Below are 19,559 nucleotides of genomic sequence, written 5' to 3'. Positions count from 1 at the left end.
TCAATAGGCTGCTTTATTGACGAAGCCTTTAAACACCGTCAGGAAAACAATTTTGATATCGAGCCACAGGCTCCACTCACGGATGTATTCGAGGTCGAACTCCACGCGTTTTTCCATTTTTTCCAGGGTGTCGGTCTCGCCGCGCCAGCCGTTGATCTGCGCCCAGCCGGTAATACCGGGCTTCACTTTGTGGCGCAGCATGTAGCCCTCAATCAACTGACGGTACTGTTCGTTGTGCGCCACCGCGTGCGGACGCGGGCCGACGATAGACATTCCGCCGGTAAGAACGTTGATAAACTGCGGCAGTTCATCGAGAGAAGTACGGCGCAGGAAGTTGCCCACGCGTGTCACACGCGGGTCGTTCTGCGTCGCCTGTGTCACCACTTTGTCGTTCTCCATCACCTTCATGGAGCGGAATTTCCATACCTTGATAGGTTTGCCGTCCATGCCATAGCGGGTCTGACGGAAGATGACTGGCCCCGGCGAACTCAGCTTCACCGCCAACGCGATGCAGCACAGCGCCGGTGAGATAAGCAGCAGAATGCCGCTGGCCAGCACGATATCCTCCAGCCGTTTCAGGATGCGGTTCACGCCAGAGAGCGGCGTGTCGTACAGCGGAACAACGGGAATACCGTTCACCACTTCGACGCGGGAATGCAGAATGTTGAAGGTGAAGACGTCAGGGATCAGCAGCACGGTGCAGGTGGTGTCCGCTAAGTCGCGCACCAGATTTTTAATCTGGATTTCGTCCTGCATCGCCATGGAGATATAGACGTTGTGGATTTTGCCGTTACGCGCATCCTCCAGCAGCTGTTCAAAGTTGCCCATCCAGTCGGTGTTAACGCCGCCTGGTTTCGCATCGTGATAGCAGCCGACAACCGCATAGCCGAGCCATGGCTGATTGCGGAAGCTTTCCAGCAGCGCCTGCCCTTCCGGCATATCACCGGCCACCGCCACATAGCGGGTGTTATAACCACGATGGCGCAACACACCCGCGCCGTAGCGGATGAACGCCCGGCTCGCCAGCATGCCAATGGTGCTCAGCAGATACCAGGCCAGCCACATGGAGAAGTTGGTATTAAAGTCGTCGTTAAACGCCAGCAGCCCAGCGGTAAAGACTAAGCTCAGCGTCCAGTTTTGCAGCAGCAGTAGCAGCTCAGTGGTAATACGGACGCCACGCCATGAACGATAAAAATCAGTGATCCCACCAATCATCTGGAACACCACCAGCGTGACCAGTGCCATCAACAGATGCAGGTACAAAAACGGCAACGCGACCGCCTGACACACCAGCCACAGCCCACCTATCATGATGGTGATATCTGAAAAACGTTGCACCATGGAGATTAACGATGCATTCGTTTTGGCTCGTTCGCGCTTTTTTAGAGTCGTCATCGTCGGTCCTATTTCGTCGTTTTCCCCTCGCCCCGACCCTCTCCCAAAAGGGGCGAGAGAAAACCGGGTACGTCCTCTCTTCGAGAGGACGAAGGGCAGTTGTTACTGATTAAGCAGCGCCAGAATGTCCTGCGTTCGCGCCTGCATCAGCGGCGTATTGCCGCGAGACTCTACGTTCAGACGCACCACTGGCTCGGTATTTGACGAACGCAGGTTGAAACGCCAGTCGGCAAACGCCAGGCTGATGCCATCCGTGCGGTCAATTTCCAGCGCGCTGCTGGCGAAATGCGCTTCCACGCGAGCAATCGCCTCCGACGGCGCTTTCAACTGGCTGTTGATTTCGCCGCTTGCCGGGAACGCCGCCATGCGGTCGTGCACCAGTTGCCCCAGCGTTTTACCCTTCAGGCACAGCAGCTCGCTCACCAGCAGCCACGGGATCATGCCGCTGTCGCAGTAGGCAAAATCGCGGAAGTAGTGGTGAGCGCTCATCTCGCCGCCGTATACCGCGTCGTCCTTACGCATGCGCTCTTTGATAAACGCGTGGCCGGTTTTCGACATCACCGGCGTGCCGCCTGCGGCGGTCACCACGTCAACAGTGTTCCAGGACAGGCGCGGGTCGTGAATAATGCGCGCGCCCGGGTTTTTCTCAAGGAAGGCTTCCGCCAGCAGGCCGACGATGTAATAGCCCTCGATAAACTGCCCTTGCTCGTCGAACAGGAAGCAGCGGTCGAAGTCGCCGTCAAAGGCGATGCCCATATCCGCGCCGTACTTCAACACCGCATCGCGGGTGTCGTCGCGGCACTCCGGCAGCAGCGGGTTAGGAATACCGTGCGGGAAGTTACCGTCCGGCTCGTTGTGTACCTTAATCAGGCTGACCGGTACGTTCAGCGCTTTAAAGCGGGCTTCCAGTGCGTCAACCACCGGGCCAGCCGCACCGTTACCGGAGTTGATAACCAGCTTAAGCGGGGTGAGATTTTTCACGTCGATATAGCCAAGCAGATGGTCAACGTAGGCATCGCGCAGGTTAATCTGCTGATAGCTACCGCGTTTAGCCTCATCAACCGGCGGGAAGAAGTTCTCTTCCGCCAGGCGCTGAATATCGCGAAGCCCGGTGTCACCGCTGATAGGGCGCGCGCCTTCGCGTACCAGCTTCATGCCGTTGTAGTCCATCGGATTGTGGCTGGCGGTCACTTCAATCCCGCCGTCCACGCCTAAATGGAAGGTGGCGAAATAGATCTCTTCGGTACCGGCGAGGCCGATATCCAGTACGTCCACGCCCGCATCGCGCAGACCGCGCGCCAGCGCTAATTTCAGCGCTTCGCTGGTCAGGCGTACGTCCCCGCCCAGCACCACGGTTTTGGGTTTCAGGTACTCGCCATAGGCGCGGCCAATGCGGCAGGCAATCTCTTCGTTGAGCTCTTCACCCAGCTTGCCGCGGATGTCGTAGGCTTTAAAACAGGTCAGTTTTTTCATGTTTTTACCTTTCTTCAGGCAGCAGTTAGCCCTGACCGGTGAGGGTCATCATTTTCGTATCGTGAATTGCCGGATGGCGCTTCGCTCACCCGGCCTACAAGAGTTAGACGCGCCCGTAGCGGTCGGCGAATCGCACCACGTCGTCCTCTTCGAGATAGGCGCCGGAGCGCACTTCAATCAGGTCGAGCGGAATTTTCCCCGGGTTTTCCAGGCAGTGGGTGACGCCCAGCGGGATGTAAATTGACTCGTTTTCACCCAGCAAGGTGATTTCATCATTGAGGGTCACTTTGGCGGTGCCAGCTACCACAATCCAGTGTTCAGCCCGGTGGTGATGCATCTGCAGAGAGAGTCCCTCGCCCGGCTTCACGGTGATGCGCTTCACCTGGTAGCGGTCGCCAGAGTCGATAGAGTCGTATTTGCCCCATGGGCGATAGACTTCGCGATGGATATGGTGTTCGTGACGGCCATCGGCCTTAATTTTCTCGACCACCTTTTTCACGTCCTGCACCGCGTTGCGATCGGCGATAAGCACCGCGTCTTTGGTCTGCACCACCACCAAATCCTTTACCCCGACGGTCGTCACCAGGCCAGATTCCGCGTACACGTAGCTGTTTTCGGTTTTATGGCTTATCACATCGCCGTGGTGCACGTTGCCTTCCGGCGTATGGTTGCTGATTTCCCACAGCGATGACCAGGAGCCCACGTCGCTCCAGCCTGCGTCCATCGGCACCACCACCGCGTCGTTGGTCCGCTCCATGACGGCATAGTCAATGGATTCGTCAGGGCAACCCAGGAACGCCTCTTCATCAACGCGAATAAAATCGAGGTCCGGGTCGGTCACATCCATCGCTTTTTCACAGGCGCTGAGAATATCCGGGCGGTATTTGCCAAGCTCTTCCAGGTAACGCCCGGCGCGGAACAGGAACATGCCGCTGTTCCAGTAATATTCGCCGCAGGCAACGTAGGCCTGAGCGGTTTCAAGATTCGGTTTTTCGACAAACTGCGCGACTTCAAACGCCAGCGCGTCACCCTCGCCTGGGGTAACCTCACCGCGACGAATATAGCCATAGCCGGTTTCCGGCACGTTAGGGACAATACCGAAGGTCACCAGCTTGCCGCTTTCAGCATAAGGCGTGGCTTCACGTACTGCGGCACGAAAAGCGTCTTCATTCTGGATAACGTGGTCTGCCGCCAGCACCAGCATCAGCGGATCGTTTTCCGGTTCACGACGCCTGGCCGCCAGCGCCGCCAGAGCAATGGCCGGCGCGGTATTACGCCCGGCCGGTTCAAGAATAATGTTCTCAGTCAGCTTGTTCAGTTGGCGCAGTTGTTCAGCCACAATAAAGCGATGCTGCTCGTTGCAGATAACCACCGGACTTGCGCACTTGACCCCATCCAGTCGATTCACCGTGGCCTGCAGCATCGTCATGTCCCCTTTCAGGCACAGGAACTGCTTGGGGTACAGCACTCGGGACAACGGCCACAGGCGGCTGCCCGAGCCACCGGCCATCACGACCGGGAAAAGCGTAGATTGACTCATCGTTTAACCCCGAATATCAGCAATAAATTGGTTAAGAACGTGCTCTTTTTCGAGCGAGCGTTCTGCCCAGGCGCGGGCAATCGCATTGCGTTTTGGCATGCTCAGCGCCTGTTCAATCCCTTCCACCAGCGACGGAACCGATTCAGGCATAACGCACACCGCGATGCCTGGGTTGTCGAGACACAGCTGTCCGAGCTCGGTGTCCGCTTCTGCGGTAATCACCGCGTTGCCGCCCACCGCCAGAATATTGGTCAGTTTGGACGGCAGTACAGCATCCGCCGCGCCACGCTTCTGAATGACCAGATGGCAGTCGCCCATCGCCAGCAGGGCGGGTAAATCTTCATAGGATTGCAGCGGCAGGAACTTCACGTTATCCAGCCCGCATTCAGCGGCCATTTTTTCCAGCCGCGCTTTGCCGCCGCCCTGACCGACAATCACAAACAGCAGCGGCTGTTCGCGAAGCTGAACAGCTGCGCTAATCACGCTTTCCAGCCCCTGTTTTTCGCCGATGTTGCCGGAATAAAGCACTATTTTGCGGTCATCGGGCAGCCCCAGCCGCTGACGCAGCGCGATAACCAGCGTCTCAGGCACCTCGCGAAAACGCGATACTTCAGACCAGTTAGGGAAGAAGATCACCTTCTCCGCCGGAACGCCCTTCTCGCAGGCTTTGTTCATCATCGAACGCGAGATAGTCGACACGTTGTCAACGTTGTGCAGCCCGCTGCGCTCAAAGGCGCTGGCAAGCCTGGCCACTTTGCCGGATTTGCCGTTACCGGCCATGCCCAGCCCCAACATCGCGTCAACTTCGTAATCCTGAATATGCAGCAGCGTGCGCGCCCCGGAGAGTTTTGCCAGCAGGCGCATACCCGGCGTGCAGAACAGGGTCGGCACTACGCCGATAATGCGGTCCGGCTTCCAGCGACGCTGGGCCATCAGCGGGAAGAAGCTGCTGAGCGCGAAGCTGCCAAGATGCAGCAGGCGCTTGAGCGTCGAGGGCTGCTTTGGCACGTACAGCGGGCAGCGCCACACCGTGGCCTCGCCCTCTTCCCGGCGGTAGCGCCAGCTTGAGTAGTTCACTCCAACCTGCCATTCCGGGTAGTACGGCGGTGCGGTAATCACCCGCACTTCGTGGCCCTGTCGCGCCATCCATTCCACCATTTCGCCGGTATATTTGCCGATGCCGGTCAGTTCAGGCGAGTAGTTGATGCCATACACCAGAATCTTCATAAGCCCGGTACCTCGGCCATTTTGTCGACCCTGAAGTAGGCACGGCTGTTTTCGTGGACGTTATCCGCCGCCAGTAGCGCCTTAGGGCTCATCCAGCGATAGTCGTTATGCTGAGCTTCTGGCAGCGTGAGCGCATCAGCGTCCACCTGTAGGCGGAACCCCAGCACGATGTAATGGGTGGAAAAATCCGTCCCCGAAAAGTTGTCATCGTAGAAATGCTGCCAGACGCCGTAGAAGCGGCCTGCCGTCATCGGCAGGCTCAGTCCCAGTTCCGCCTGAGTGAGGCGGGCAAAGGCCTCGGCCAGCGGTTCATCTTTCTGTACCCGGCCGCCAGGGACAAACCAGAATCCCTGCGCTGGACGGTTGGTGCGTTTACCCAACAGAAACTCGCCCTGCGCGTTCTCGACGATCAAATCGATAGAAATGAGCGGCGTAGACTGCACCACGGTGGCAAACGCCTCCTCGTTCAGAAACATGCGTTACCCCCGGAAGCGGTGCTGGTTTTCAAGGAACCACTGGTAGGTACTGGCAAGACCAGCCTCCAGCGAAATCTCATGATACCAACCCAGTTGATGCAGGCGCGATACGTCGAGCAGCTTTCGCGGCGTCCCATCCGGCTTGGTGGCGTCAAACACCACGCGGCCTTTAAAGCCCACCACTTTCGCCAGCGTCTGCGCCAGCTCACGGATGGTACAGTCAACGCCGGTACCGACGTTGATGTGCGACAGCATTGGCTGCGTGTTTTCAAGCCACACGCTGCGGTCCAGCTCCATCACGTGAATGCTGGCAGCCGCCATATCATCGACATGAAGGAACTCGCGCATTGGCGTGCCGCTGCCCCACACCACCACGTCGGCGTCGTTCTTCTGCACCGCCTCGTGGAAGCGGCGCAGCAGCGCCGGGATCACGTGGGAGTTACTCGGGTGGAAGTTGTCGTTCGGCCCGTACAGGTTGGTCGGCATCACCGAGCGGTAGTCGCGGTTATGCTGACGGTTGTAGGATTCGCACAGCTTGATACCGGCGATTTTGGCAATCGCGTACGGTTCGTTAGTGGCTTCAAGCGTGCCCTGCAGCAGTTCGCTTTCGTGCATCGGCTGGTTGGCCATCTTCGGATAAATACAGGATGAACCGAGAAACAACAGCTTGTTCACGTTGTGCGTATGCGCCGCGTGAATGATGTTGCTTTCAATCATCATGTTTTCGTAGATGAAGTCCGCCGGGAAGGTGTTGTTGGCGACAATACCGCCCACCTTCGCCGCCGCCAGATACACCTGAGTGATATTTTCGCGGGCGAAGAAATCGTTCACCTCGCGGCTATCCAGCAGGTTGAGTTCGTCGCGGCTGCGCAGAACCAGATCCACGTCGCCGCGCTGCTCAAGCTGTCGGACGATGGCAGAGCCCACCATTCCCCGGTGGCCCGCCACAAAAATACGTTGTCTGGTCATACTTAAGACTCCAGCGCGATCGCCACTTCGTAACCGTGGGATTTCAGCAGGGAGTGTTTTTTCGCCGCTTCGAGGTCTTTGGCGACCATTTCAGAGACCATCTCCTGCAGGGTGATTTCTGGTTTCCAGCCCAGTTTTTCGTGCGCTTTGGTTGGGTCGCCGAGCAGGGTTTCCACTTCAGCAGGACGGAAGTAACGTGGGTCAACGGCTACCATCACATCGCCCGGCTTCACACCCGGCGCATCATGACCGGTCACGGAGACCACAATCCCCTTCTCTTCCACGCCTTTGCCTTCAAAGCGCAGTTTAATACCGAGCTGTGCTGCGGCCATTTCGACGAACTGACGCACGGAATACTGCACGCCGGTGGCGATAACGAAATCGTCCGGCTGTTCCTGCTGCAGCATCATCCACTGCATTTTGACGTAGTCTTTGGCATGGCCCCAGTCACGCAGGGAGTCCATGTTGCCGAGGTACAGGCACTTCTCCAGACCCTGGGCAATGTTGGCAATCGCGCGGGTGATTTTGCGGGTCACGAAGGTTTCGCCGCGGCGCGGGGATTCGTGGTTGAACAGGATGCCGTTACAGGCGTACATACCATAGGACTCACGGTAGTTAACGGTGATCCAGTAGGCATACAGTTTGGCGACGGCATACGGCGAGCGCGGATAGAACGGGGTGGTTTCTTTCTGCGGGATCTCTTGTACCAGGCCGTACAGTTCAGAGGTAGACGCCTGATAGAAACGGGTTTTCTTCTCCAGGCCCAGGAAGCGAATGGCTTCCAGCAGACGCAGCGTGCCCATCGCATCCACGTCAGCGGTATATTCCGGGGATTCAAAGGATACGGCCACGTGGCTCATCGCCCCCAGGTTATATACTTCATCCGGCTGCACTTCTTGCAGGATGCGCGTCAGGTTGGAGCTGTCGGTCAAATCGCCGTAGTGCAGGTGAAATTTCGGGTTGCTGCTGTGTGGATCCTGATAGATGTGATCGACACGTTCGGTGTTAAAAGAGGAAGCACGACGCTTGATCCCGTGAACTTCATACCCTTTTTCCAGCAGCAGCTCCGCCAGATAAGAACCATCCTGCCCGGTTACGCCGGTAATAAGTGCGACTTTCGACATTATATTTTCCTCAAATAGTCCCGTTTAGGGAGTAACTTTCTCAACGCGTTGACGCGTGACCACTGCGGGATTGCCACGGCAAATCACATTTGCCGGTAACGATTTAAAAACGCTGCTTCGCGCACCAACGATGGTGCCGTCGCCAATCGTTACACCGGGTGCAACAAACACATCCGTTGCCAGCCAGCATTTCTCACCGACCACAATAGGTGCGGCGTTAATATCAAAATGCGCGCTCTGATAATCGTGGCTGCCGGTGCACAAATAACATTTCTGTGAAACGACTGAATTTGCCCCAAGAGTAATATCACCAAGGGTATATAACACTGTGTCATCGCCGACCCACGCATAATCACCAATGGTTAATTTCCACGGATAGGTGATTTTCACCGAGGGGCGAATCACTACGTTTTTTCCTATTTTTGCGCCAAACAAACGCAATAAAAATGCACGCCAGCGGTAGAGTATCTGCGGAGACCAGGCAAATAATGTTGCCTGCACCGCCCACCAAATTTGAACTTTAATGCCTCCGGCACCGCGAAAACCTTTGGGTACCGTAAAGCCAGATAAATCCTGCATTCTGCTTCCTTATGCTTTGTGATATAAGGCTTTCGTTTTCCCGGTCGTCCGCAGGCGTAATAAATAAGATAATTCCGTCAGCACAGCTGGCATGCGTAATATTTCACGCTGAACTTTTTTAGCATCCTGACACAGTTGCAGATTGTTAGTGGTTGACACGCCGCCCATCGAAAATTCCGACACCAGTCCTTTAATTCGCTTAAAGGCATAGCCTGACTTATACATTCTGGCGGCAAGTGCATAATCTGATGAAACACGATACTGCACATCGTAAGGATAATTTCTCAGCCCACGCAGCGGGAAGAAAATAGCCTGATGGCTGGCCGGTAGACTGTGGTAAATATACCAGCCCTGCTTCGCACTGCGGCGAACCTGGGTGCCGTCGCCGAAGTCGAGCATGGCATCGCCGAGGTACATGGCATCATCAGGCTTACCGCGCAACTGACGGACAAATTGCGAGACGTCAGGGTGAAAGCTGTCACCAGAATTGAGGAACAGAACAAACTTCCCCTGCGCCATGCGGATGCCTTTATTCATCGCGTCATACAGCCCTTTATCCGGCTCGCTGACATAGCGTAACTTGTACTGTCCATTACGTTTTTCGAGAAATTCCGCGGTGCCATCTTCAGAGCCGCCATCGACCACAATCCACTCAAAATCGAGGCTGGGATCGTTAGCCAGATGCGCCAGCGAGCGCCAGGTTTTCATCACACCATCGTAGTTGCGAAACGCCACGGTAATCACACTTAACAACATGTTTCACCTCATCTGCTGTCGGCAATATTCAGCGCTTTACGCAGAATAAAAGGACACACAATTAAAAATGCATATTCCGGGCTAAATATCGAACCGGTAAAAAATAATGACACCGGCGTAAAAAGATACAACTGCACGGCGAAATTGCGATTATTCCCAAAAGCGTTAATGAACATTTTGAAAACATAATACAGATAGCCAGCCGTTAATATTACGGCAAACCATGAAAAATAAATCATTAACAGGTACAGACCATTGTCTATTGTTTTTCCGACATCCGCACCGTTAAATATTCCGAATGATGCAACATATTCGTAAAGAGAACCGAATCGCACCACTCCATCAATGCTGGCCAATGAATAACCAACCATCACCAGCGGGCCGATAATACGATAATATGAGGATGACCCTTCCGTTCCCAGGTCGCCAAGACGTTCCGCAATATACGGACCGGCAAATATCAACCCGACAAAGAATGCGCCTAATGAAATAATTGCCAAGGGCAATTTCTTCTTGATCGCCTCTTTATTCAGATACTGAAATGCCCACTCCAGCAGGTAAAACAAGATAAATGTCATTACCCCGGAGAACGACCCTGAAAGAATTATCCCTGCGAGAATCATAGCATCAGATTTTGGGGTTTTGATACCAAACTGTTTGATGCAGAGCCAAATTGAGATTAATGCCAGAGCGAAGAATGCCGGTTCAAAATAGAGGGCCGTAGTACGCTTACCGCCGAACTTGATAAAGTTCAGAACATAGCTATTGCTGTATATAAGATATTTCGAAATCATCTCAATCAGGCTACTGCTGCCCGAGAGAATAATTTGCATCATTTCCAGCGCGGCAATCGTCACCACGATGCCGATGACCACGTAAAAGAAGCGCAGGATCTTACGATGGTTATGCGGAGAAATCGTTTTAAAACGAATGCTCCACACCATGCCAATGATGATAACGATGTAAACAAACAGCATCGTCGAGGTGACGTATTTACTCGGGTCCAGCGACTGGCCGAACACGTAGTTAAACAGCGTCAGCCCTACGCCCACCCCAAGGGCGATCATCAGCTTTTTCAGGTTAATGCGTTCAACGAACAGCAGCAGCAGGAGCGGGAGAAAGGTCACGATGGTGATGGGAAAACTCTCGCCAAGCTGCGCCAGTTTGACGTTTACCAGCAGGTAGATTAACGGTAGCAGCAAATAGCTACAGACTCTGATAGAACGAGACATATTCCTCCAGCATCTGTTGTCCGCTATAGGCCTTGCGGCTGCGGGCGCTAAATTCACCAAGCGTGGTGCCAAACACCGCCTGGGCTATCTCCGCTTTCGTTCGCTGCACCAGCGAAATGACCGCACTTTCATCCACCGTATGGCCGCCGGATTTTTCCAGCACCTCTTTTGCCGCATCGCTATGGGTAGCAATGACCGGGACACCAATCGACAGCGCTTCACAGAGAATGAGCGGATAGTTATCAACGCGGGAGCTAAACAGCAGCGCGTCAAGCTGGTTTAGCTCGCTCATCAGTTGGCGCTTATCGGTCAGAAAACCGTGGTTCACCACGTTGGTGCCTTCAAACGGCGAAAACTTACCGAAGGTATGAATTTCCACGTTATCGCCAAGCGCCATCATCTCGCGCACCAGGCGCTGGTTGGTTTTGCCGTCGTAGCGCAGGTCGTGCGCAACCACGGCAATTTTTGGTCGAGGCGTAGTCATCGTCATCGGCTTCAGATCCGCCAGAATTGCCTCCGTCGCCACATCAATACCGTTATTGATAATCAGGCAGCGCCCCGGGCCATAAAGGCTATTAAAGGCGTCTGCCACGTGCTGGCTGGGGGAGATAAACTGGCAGCCAAGTGCCAGCATGCGACGGAAGAGTTGGCGCTTTTCTTCCACCTGCTGATGCGCGCGGTCTACCTTTACCGGCGGATAGTTCTCCAGCGTCGGGCACTTCTGGCAGCCACTTTTCCAACCATCGCAACCGTCGAGAAACGCACAGCGTCCGGTCACGCTCCAGTGGTCGTGCAGCGTCCAGACCAACGTGACGTCCGCTTTGTGCGCTTTGACGCGCTCGCAAAAATCAATCACCTCGGTGAGATTCAGCCAGTAGCTGTGCATCACATGAAAATGCAGTACCACCGGACCCTCGGTGCGGGTCACCTGACGGTAGAGGTTATTCAGATTGCCAAACAGGTCGCGGTTAAACAGACGGAACAGCGCAAGATTCGCCATCGAGGTCAGGCGTGTGGTCTGCTTCATCACCTGCGGGTAGCTGTCGTGGCTGACGCTTTTTTTGCCACCTTTACCGTAGCCATAGACAAACTGCGATGACAATCCCTGACGCAGCGCACGCTGATGCAGGTCCAGCGCAACGCCCGCCGCGCCGCCTTCGGCCAGGCGCACGTTAAATTGCATAATATTCATTTAATGACCTTCACTCTCGCCTTCTCCCCCACGACAAGCGCGTGGTCGGGAATATCGTCCAGCACCACGCTGCCCGCGCCGATAGTCACATGGTTGCCGATGGTGATGCCGCCAATAATCACCACATTCGCCCCTAGTTCCACGCCGTTGCCAAGCGTTGGGCACGCCAGGCTATTCGGGCCGCGGTTGCCGAGCGTAATCCCGTGGCGGATGGTTAAATCATCCCCCGCGACGACGTTTTTATTGATGACCACCGCATAACCGTGGTGAATGGTGAAGCGTCGGCCAATGGTTGCCGCCGCCTGAATTTCATAGCCAAAGAAGCATTCGGTGATAATGCGATAGAGCACCAGCACCGGCGCGGCCCACAGATTATTGAGGACGTTTTTTTTGCGCCACACCGAACAGAAATGGGCAATACGATAGGCAGTCACCATGCAGCACGGACGCAGGCTCCAGCTATTGGCACGTAAATCTTCCAGTAGCATTATTTGCTCCGTAATCCATCAACCCAACGCTTGCCGTTGCGCACTGACAGCAGGGTCAGAAACGTCTTCCAGGTCATACGCTTATTGCGGATCTGGTACAGGGTGAACAGCTGGTACTTCTTGCTGGCACGGTCAAACTTCTCTTTATGCTTGCGATAGAAGCTGAAATTGCCGGAGAATTTTTTCGGCGAGGAGGTTATCTGCATTTCCCCGTGGTTGATGTGCAGGATTTGCGTCGCCGCCTCAATTTTCCACGGTTCACCGTAGGCCATCACCATACGCAGGAAGATGTCGTAGTCCTGCGCCGCCTTTAGTTCGGTATCAAACAGGCTCTCTTTAAAACGCCACGCCCAGCTAAAGACCTGGTTGCCAATGATGTTGCGTTTGTAGAACAGCTCGCGAGAGAACGGTGATTTCGGGTACAGCGGCAGGCTCGCTGGCTGCGAATACACCTCCCCTTCACAGACGTAGTCGTTGGCGTAGAGAAACGCGTGGCTAGTGAGCTGCTGTTTATCCGCCAAAAAGGTCGAGAGCCGCGTTGGCGTCCACTCGTCGTCGTCGTCGATGCCGGTAATAAACTCGCCTTTGGCCTGTAAAATCGCCTGATTGCGCACTGCACAGGCGCCGGAATTAAAATCGTTGCGGGTATACTGCACGCGGCTATCGTTCAGTTCGTCGATGTACTGCTGGAGCTGCTCGAAGCTGCGGGAACAATCATCGACGATAATCATTTCCCAATGGGGATAGTCCTGGCGCAGAACCGACTTGATGGCGCGAATCGCCAACTGCTGTCGGTTCCAGGTCGGCATATAGATGGAGATCAACGGGTAGTCTGTTGTCATACGATATCCCTTATGGAGTAGCCCGGCCGAGCGAAACGACGCCGGGAATGCCCCGGAGTCGGCGCTCGCGCGCCTCGTCCGGGTTACAGGTGAGGTGCAAAAATTATTTTGAGTCCGACTGATACTCGTATTCGTAGTAGCCGTAATCCTGATAACCGGTGGCACGACGGAAGATAGAGTTGAGGATCACCCCTTTCACCGCGATGCCGTTCTGTTCGAAGCGGCTCAAGCTGGTCTCTACTTCTTTGAGCGTGTTCACCGCATAGCGTGTGACCATCAGCGTGGTACCGGCATGGCGTCCCACAATCGCGGCATCGGTCACCGCAAGAATTGGCGGCGTATCGATCAACACCAGGTCGTAGTTCGCACTCCCCCACTTCAGCAGTTCGCTAAAGCGCTCCCCCATCAGCAGTTCAGACGGGTTCGGCGGGATTTGTCCGCGAGGAACGAGGTCAAAGTTGGCAACCGACGTTTTCTTCGCACACTGTTCAATCGGCGTTTTGCCCACCAGCACATCCGACAGGCCGTTATCGTTGGTGGTGCCGAGCAGTTCGTGGGAGTAGCCCTTACGCATATCGCAGTCAATCATCAGCACGCGCTTGTTGGTCTGGCTAATCACCGCCGCGAGGTTGGCGCAGACGAAGGTTTTACCGATAGAAGGACTCACGCCGGTCATCATCAGCACGTTGTTTTGCGCCTGCATCATGGCGAAGTGCAGACTGGTGCGCAGGCTACGAATCGCCTCAATGGCGAGGTCAGTAGGGTTACCCACCGCCAGCAGCTGACTTTGCTTATAGCGCTTCACGCCGTTGACGCTCTTCACGCTATCGCGGGATTTCTGCCATTCAGAAAGTGGAATGCTGGCGTAAACGTTAATACCATGTTCTTCCAGCACCTGCGGGCTTTCGATACCGCGATTAAACAGCGAGCGCAGCAGTACGCCGACAATCGACAACATCAGGCCAAGAATAATGCTGCCAAGCACAATTAGCGCTTTCTTCGGTTTTACCACGCCCGGCTGGGTAATCGCCGGGTCAACGATACGCACGTCGCCCACGGTGCTAGCCTTGGTGATTTTCAGCTCCTGCTGTTTGTTCAGCAGCTGCATATACACCTGCTGGCCGGACTCCACGTCACGGGTCAGGCGCACAATTTCCTGCTGGGTTTTTGGCATCGCGGTGACGCGTTGGCTCAGCTTCGCCTTCTCTTCTTCCAGCGCACGACGTTTCTCCAGCAGCGTGCGGTACGCCGGGTGAATTTTGGTGTAGAGCTTGGAGATTTCAGCTTCGCGGAAGGTCAGTTCATTCAACTGGGCATCGATGTTCACCATCGAGTCGAGTACCGATTTTGCTTCCAGCGGCAGGTCGACGGAGTCTTTCTGTTGACGGTAGGCGTTCAGTTTGTTTTCAGCGATATCAAGCTGGCTACGTACCTGCGGGAGCTGAACCTCAAGAAACTCCAGGCTCTTTGCCGCCTCTTCGGATTTACGCGCCACGTTCTGCGCCACGTAGTTGCGGGCAATGCTGTTGAGGATTTCGCGGATCTGGTCTTTGTCTTCCCCCACCATGGTCAGCGTCAGCACGCCGGAGTCTTTACCATCTTCGGTAACGCTCAGGCTATTTTGCAGGGTATTGATCATCCCCAGGGTCGAGTATTTGGTGACCGTAAAGCTGGCCCCTTCATCGGCGGCAATCCCCGCAACCATTAGCGATACGCCGCCTTTGTTGACAGGCTCACCCACTTTGCCATCAACGCTGAAACCGCTATCGTTGCTAAAACGGAAGGTGGTTGGACTCAGGACATCAAGCGTAAAGGTGCTATCGGCCATCGAGGCCGGACGCTCGAAGGTGGTGACTTTGACGGTCTGGTTCTGACGCCCCATTAAGCGATCCCAGCCTGCCCCGAGGATCGGGAAGGTGTTTTTGCTGACCGCAATATCGAGGTCCAGGTCATCGACGGTTTTGCCCAGTACCAGACGCGAAGTGATCATCTGGATCTCTGCCTCAGAGGCAGGTGGCTTGCTGGTTAATGCGTTGCTGATGTCCTGCACCAGCGCACTGCCCTGATTCTGCTCAATACGTACCAGCGCATCGGCGCTATAAATCGGTGTAGCAAAGATGGCGTAGACAATCGCGGCGGCGGCGAACAGCGCGGTAATGCCAACCACCCACCACTTCGCTTCAATAACGGTCCCCACTAGGCGGCCAATATCAATCTCATCACCGCCCGAGGCCGCCGGGCTTATTTGTTTTACTTTATCAGTCATGGTTATCCCTGCTGAGCTTTCAATGCCTGCGCCCACTGGCTGGCAGACCTGTCGAGTAACTGGTACACCGCTTCAAATGCTTCGCGGCTTTTGCGATACGGATCGGGGATTTCTCGTTCGTTATCCCAATGCCCAAAAAGCATCACTTTGCCGCGCATCTCCGGCGCCATTTCATGCAGGGTGGCAACGTGTCGCCTCTCCATCGCCAGAATCAGATCGTACTCCCGGCACATACGTCCGGAGATTTGCCGTGCGCAGTGCCCTTCAAGGGAAATGTCATGCACCGCTGCGACGCTGGCGGCGCGCTCATCCGCCGCTTTCCCGACCAACGCCCCCAGCCCTGCCGACTCGACGGTGACCGCCGGGAGATGACGGCGTAACAGACGTTCCGCCGTCGGGGAACGGCAGATGTTCCCCACGCATACCACGAGAATTTTGTTAAACATGTCGGTTACCAGTCGTGAATGTCTTTTGCCGTATCGGTCATGTAGCGAACGCCACTGATGGTCGGCAACAGTTGGTTGATCAGACGGTTCCAGCGGGCAACCGGTGCGGTAGTGACGTAGACAACGTCGTAAGGCTGCAGAACAAAGTTGGTCGCCATCACCAGCGAGGTCGCATCGGACATATCCAACTGGTAAATGTTAGCCATCTTGCCGTTGTTGCCCTCTTTGGTCGGACGAATCACGAAGATACCGCTCGCATCCGAGGTGGTCAGGTCGATACCTTCCGCCTGGCCGAGCGCTTCGGTCAGCGTCATGCCGCTGAAGTCCATTTTGAGCGTACTCTGTTTCTTCACTTCGCCCATCACGAACACTTTCAGGTCGTCGTTGCGCGGCACAAACAGAATGTCGCCCGGATAAAGCAGACGGTTCTGGCTCAGATCGCCGTTCTGCATCAACGCCTGAACGGAAATACGCTGTTCGCGGCCATCGTGCGTCAGCACCACGTTGCGCCAGTCGGCCAGTTCGCCCAGCCCACCGGCAGCGTTAATCGCATCCAGTACGGTCAGCGGTACGTTGGTGATCGCCTGCTGGCCAGATTTATTCACCTGGCCGGAGACATAGACTTTCTGCGAGCGGAAGGCGGCGACGTTCACGTCAACCTGCGGGTCGGTAATATAGGCTGCCAGCCGCTGGGTGATGGTCTGGCGGATTTCCGCCAGCGTGCGGCCTTTAACCTGCACTTTGCCGATGTAGGGATAAAAAATGGTGCCGTCAGGCTGGACCCAGTTGCCGGTATCGCTGGAGCTACGATATTGCCCCGCCGGAGTCGTCAGCTCCGGGTGGTCCCAGACGGTGACGTTCAGAACATCGCCCGAGCCCACGCGGTACTGGTAATTGCTTAACTCCTGATCCAGCGACATGTTGGGCTGCGCGACGTTAGGACGCGGGCGTAATTGTTCAATCAGTCGCGGGGTCAGCGGATAAACATTCACCATTCGGCCAATGTCATAATCAGCATCCTGCTGCTTAATCACATCTTTTCCGTAGGTAGACATATTGCTGCCTGGAAGTATGGTGCAACCACTCATCAAGGTTACCGACACCAATAATGGCATCAATTTTAGTTTGGATTTCATCATTGATTATTTATCACTTTGGCAGAAAATTATCCTGTGCGAATTAAATTAATCCGTACCATTTGATTACCCTAACACTCACCATGCATTTATTTTCCGGTGAATATAACTGGCATATATCTGAAAAAAGTTTGGATTCGTCCGCAGGCTATTGACAGAATAATCGAGGCTTTGCTTCACGCTTTCAGGCACGCTACCGCCCTTGGCTATCAGCTACCAATTCACCTAAAAATCATGTTGTTATGAGGAATTCAGCCACGCTAAAAATAAACATGGAGAATATTCCTGGATATATAATGCAGAGATTTTTCATTCCTGCATGACTATTTCATGACGTACCTCAATGGCTATTCCATTCAGTACCGGGAGAATTGTTGCAGCTAAGCGAATAGCAGGCAAGGTTAGCCCCGCTTAAAAAATAATTTTAAGAATAAGATTAAGATCAATATCGTATGACTTTTTAGGATTTTCTTTATATTGACAACTTTAGTACCGCGCCACTGAAAATATATTCTCAATAATAAACCTAAGGCCATTTCTCGCTATTATTTCCTGACGTACATTGGTTTTTTGCCGCGAGAAATCGCAGCCAAACGTTGCAATTTGCCGTCGCTTTATCCATGATCAATTCGTCAAGTAACATAAGGTTTTAACCAACGTATGGAATGGATTGCCGATCCGTCTATTTGGGCGGGACTCGTGACGCTGGTCGTCATCGAGCTGGTTCTCGGAATTGATAATCTGGTGTTTATCGCCATCCTCGCAGAAAAGCTGCCACCAGCCCAACGTGACCGCGCGCGCGTCACCGGCCTGATTCTGGCGATGCTTATGCGTCTGCTTCTGCTGGCCTCTATCTCGTGGCTGGTCACCCTGACGAAACCGCTGTTTAGCATTCGTGATTTTACCTTCAGCGCTCGCGACCTGATTATGCTGGTCGGCGGCTTCTTCCTGCTGTTTAAAGCGACGGTAGAGCTCAACGAGCGGTTAGAAGGAAAAGATAACGACAACCCAACACAACGGCGCGGCGCGCGTTTCTGGGGCGTTGTGGCGCAAATCGTGGTGCTGGATGCCGTCTTCTCGCTCGACTCGGTCATCACCGCGGTCGGCATGGTCGACCATCTCGCCGTCATGATGGCGGCGGTTATTATTGCCATCAGCCTGATGCTAATGGCCAGCCGGGCGCTCACCCGTTTTGTGAACAGTCACCCAACGATTGTCATTCTGTGTCTGAGCTTCCTGCTGATGATTGGCTTCAGCCTGGTGGCGGAAGGCTTTGGCCTCGTCATTCCGAAAGGTTATCTGTACGCCGCTATTGGCTTCTCGGTGATGATTGAGTTCCTGAACCAGCTGGCTATCTTCAACCGTCGTCGCTTCCTCACCGCTAATCAGTCGCTGAGAAGCCGTACCACCGAGGCGGTGATGCGCCTGCTGAGCGGTAAAAAAGAGGATGCAGAACTTGATGCCGGCACAGCTTCATTGCTGGTAGACCAGGACAGTCAGCAAATCTTCGACCCGCAGGAACGGCGGATGATCGAGCGCGTGCTGAATCTCAATCAGCGTACGGTAAGCAGCATCATGACTTCCCGTCATGATATCGAGCACATCGATCTCAGCGCGCCGGAAAGCGAAGTGCGCGCGCTGCTGGAGAAAAACCAGCATACCCGCCTGGTGGTGACCGGCGGTAATGATGAAGAGGATTTACTCGGCGTCGTACACGTTATCGACCTGCTGCAGCAGTCGCTGCGCGGTGAGCCGCTGGATCTGCGCGTGTTAATCCGCCAGCCATTGGTCTTCCCGGAAGCGCTGCCGCTGTTGTCGGCGCTGGAACAGTTCCGCAACGCACGAACCCACTTCGCCTTCGTGGTGGATGAGTTTGGTTCGGTTGAGGGGATTGTGACGCTGAGTGACGTGACGGAGACCATCGCCGGTAACCTGCCTAATGAAGCAGAAGAGATTGATGCGCGCCACGACATTCAGAAGAATGCCGACGGTACGTGGACCGCGAATGGGCATATGCCGCTGGAAGATTTGGTGCAGTACATCCCGCTGCCGCTGGACGAGAAGCGCGAATACCACACCATCGCCGGGCTGTTGATGGAACATCTGCAGCGTATTCCTAAAGCCGGTGAGGAAGTGCAGATTGGTTTGTGGGCACTCAAAACGCTGCAGGTAGAAAGCCACCGCGTGCAGAAAGTGCAGATCATTCCGCCGCCGCAGAATGATGAGTGGGATTACGAGGTGTAGTGAGAAGTCTGTCCCGGCGGCGCTTCGCTTAGCCGGGCTACTGAATATCATGAATAAGTAAAAGACCACCTTCTTAGAAGGTGGCTTTTGAGAATGCCCCCTGTAAGGGGGGCTACTTTCACCTTCCGCTTACTACTCTAGCAATTCCATCTGTTGTTCATGTGTTTGTTCCGT

17 protein-coding genes are annotated in these 19,559 nt (G+C 54.8%); 1 reads left to right on the top strand and 16 read right to left on the bottom strand.

All coding sequences use genetic code 11. The features are described 5' to 3' along the window. The 16 genes from wcaJ to RDN66_RS20955 form a co-directional block, all read right to left on the bottom strand. Window positions 1–1,395, bottom strand: coding sequence for an undecaprenyl-phosphate glucose phosphotransferase (wcaJ, locus tag RDN66_RS21030; RefSeq protein ID WP_202217637.1), 1,395 nt, complete (start codon window positions 1,393–1,395; stop codon window positions 1–3). A 102-nt stretch (window positions 1,396–1,497) separates the two neighbouring features. Then, window positions 1,498–2,868, bottom strand: a complete 1,371-nt coding sequence (gene cpsG / locus RDN66_RS21025) for a colanic acid biosynthesis phosphomannomutase CpsG (RefSeq protein WP_123651813.1) — start codon at window positions 2,866–2,868, stop codon at window positions 1,498–1,500. A gap of 103 nt (window positions 2,869–2,971) precedes the next feature. Then, window positions 2,972–4,408, bottom strand: coding sequence for a mannose-1-phosphate guanyltransferase (gene cpsB, locus RDN66_RS21020; RefSeq protein ID WP_202217636.1), 1,437 nt, complete (start codon window positions 4,406–4,408; stop codon window positions 2,972–2,974). A gap of 3 nt (window positions 4,409–4,411) precedes the next feature. Further along, on the bottom strand, window positions 4,412–5,635 hold the full coding sequence (gene wcaI / locus RDN66_RS21015; RefSeq protein WP_202217635.1) for a colanic acid biosynthesis fucosyltransferase WcaI: 1,224 nt from the start codon (window positions 5,633–5,635) through the stop codon (window positions 4,412–4,414). Beyond that, window positions 5,632–6,111, bottom strand: a complete 480-nt coding sequence (locus tag RDN66_RS21010; protein WP_202217634.1) for a GDP-mannose mannosyl hydrolase — start codon at window positions 6,109–6,111, stop codon at window positions 5,632–5,634. Before RDN66_RS21010 ends, wcaI begins: the two co-directional genes overlap by 4 nt. Before the next feature lie 3 nt (window positions 6,112–6,114). Beyond that, window positions 6,115–7,080 (bottom strand): GDP-L-fucose synthase, encoded by a 966-nt coding sequence (locus RDN66_RS21005; RefSeq protein ID WP_035893736.1) that lies wholly within the window; start codon window positions 7,078–7,080, stop codon window positions 6,115–6,117. 2 nt (window positions 7,081–7,082) lie between these two features. Further along, on the bottom strand, window positions 7,083–8,204 hold the full coding sequence (gene gmd / locus RDN66_RS21000) for a GDP-mannose 4,6-dehydratase (RefSeq protein ID WP_035893738.1): 1,122 nt from the start codon (window positions 8,202–8,204) through the stop codon (window positions 7,083–7,085). A gap of 24 nt (window positions 8,205–8,228) precedes the next feature. Continuing rightward, a complete protein-coding gene (wcaF, locus tag RDN66_RS20995; RefSeq protein ID WP_202217633.1) occupies window positions 8,229–8,783 on the bottom strand; it encodes a colanic acid biosynthesis acetyltransferase WcaF in 555 nt (184 codons plus the stop codon). A gap of 9 nt (window positions 8,784–8,792) precedes the next feature. Next, window positions 8,793–9,539, bottom strand: a complete 747-nt coding sequence (gene wcaE / locus RDN66_RS20990; RefSeq protein WP_202217632.1) for a colanic acid biosynthesis glycosyltransferase WcaE — start codon at window positions 9,537–9,539, stop codon at window positions 8,793–8,795. Between the two features lie 8 nt (window positions 9,540–9,547). Further along, on the bottom strand, window positions 9,548–10,771 hold the full coding sequence (wcaD, locus tag RDN66_RS20985; RefSeq protein ID WP_202217631.1) for a colanic acid polymerase WcaD: 1,224 nt from the start codon (window positions 10,769–10,771) through the stop codon (window positions 9,548–9,550). Continuing rightward, a complete protein-coding gene (gene wcaC, locus RDN66_RS20980; protein WP_308538163.1) occupies window positions 10,746–11,963 on the bottom strand; it encodes a colanic acid biosynthesis glycosyltransferase WcaC in 1,218 nt (405 codons plus the stop codon). Before wcaC ends, wcaD begins: the two co-directional genes overlap by 26 nt. Beyond that, entirely contained in the window at window positions 11,960–12,451 is a 492-nt protein-coding gene (wcaB, locus tag RDN66_RS20975; RefSeq protein WP_035893749.1) for a colanic acid biosynthesis acetyltransferase WcaB, read from the bottom strand. The genes wcaC and wcaB overlap by 4 nt, the downstream gene beginning before the upstream one ends. Further along, window positions 12,451–13,293 (bottom strand): colanic acid biosynthesis glycosyltransferase WcaA, encoded by an 843-nt coding sequence (wcaA, locus tag RDN66_RS20970; protein ID WP_308538162.1) that lies wholly within the window; start codon window positions 13,291–13,293, stop codon window positions 12,451–12,453. Before wcaA ends, wcaB begins: the two co-directional genes overlap by 1 nt. Before the next feature lie 103 nt (window positions 13,294–13,396). After that, window positions 13,397–15,559, bottom strand: coding sequence for a tyrosine-protein kinase Wzc (gene wzc / locus RDN66_RS20965; RefSeq protein WP_035893753.1), 2,163 nt, complete (start codon window positions 15,557–15,559; stop codon window positions 13,397–13,399). Between the two features lie 2 nt (window positions 15,560–15,561). Beyond that, a complete protein-coding gene (gene wzb / locus RDN66_RS20960; protein WP_035893755.1) occupies window positions 15,562–16,005 on the bottom strand; it encodes a low molecular weight protein-tyrosine-phosphatase Wzb in 444 nt (147 codons plus the stop codon). Window positions 16,006–16,010: 5 nt separating this feature from the next. Continuing rightward, the gene (locus RDN66_RS20955) at window positions 16,011–17,144 is read right to left on the bottom strand and encodes a polysaccharide export protein (protein WP_035893757.1); all 1,134 of its coding nucleotides are present in this window, start codon (window positions 17,142–17,144) and stop codon (window positions 16,011–16,013) included. Between the two features lie 657 nt (window positions 17,145–17,801). On the opposite strand from RDN66_RS20955, the gene RDN66_RS20950 reads away from it, so the two are divergent. Continuing rightward, complete coding sequence (locus RDN66_RS20950) at window positions 17,802–19,385, top strand: TerC family protein (RefSeq protein ID WP_308538161.1); 1,584 nt, start codon at window positions 17,802–17,804, stop codon at window positions 19,383–19,385. Window positions 19,386–19,559 lie beyond the last annotated feature (174 nt).

The organism is uncultured Kluyvera sp. (assembly GCF_902485085.1).
Classification (GTDB): Bacteria; Pseudomonadota; Gammaproteobacteria; order Enterobacterales; family Enterobacteriaceae; genus Kluyvera; species Kluyvera ascorbata.
The sequence above is the reverse complement of the archived record's forward strand: the minus strand, read 5'-3'. Positions and strand labels throughout refer to the sequence as shown.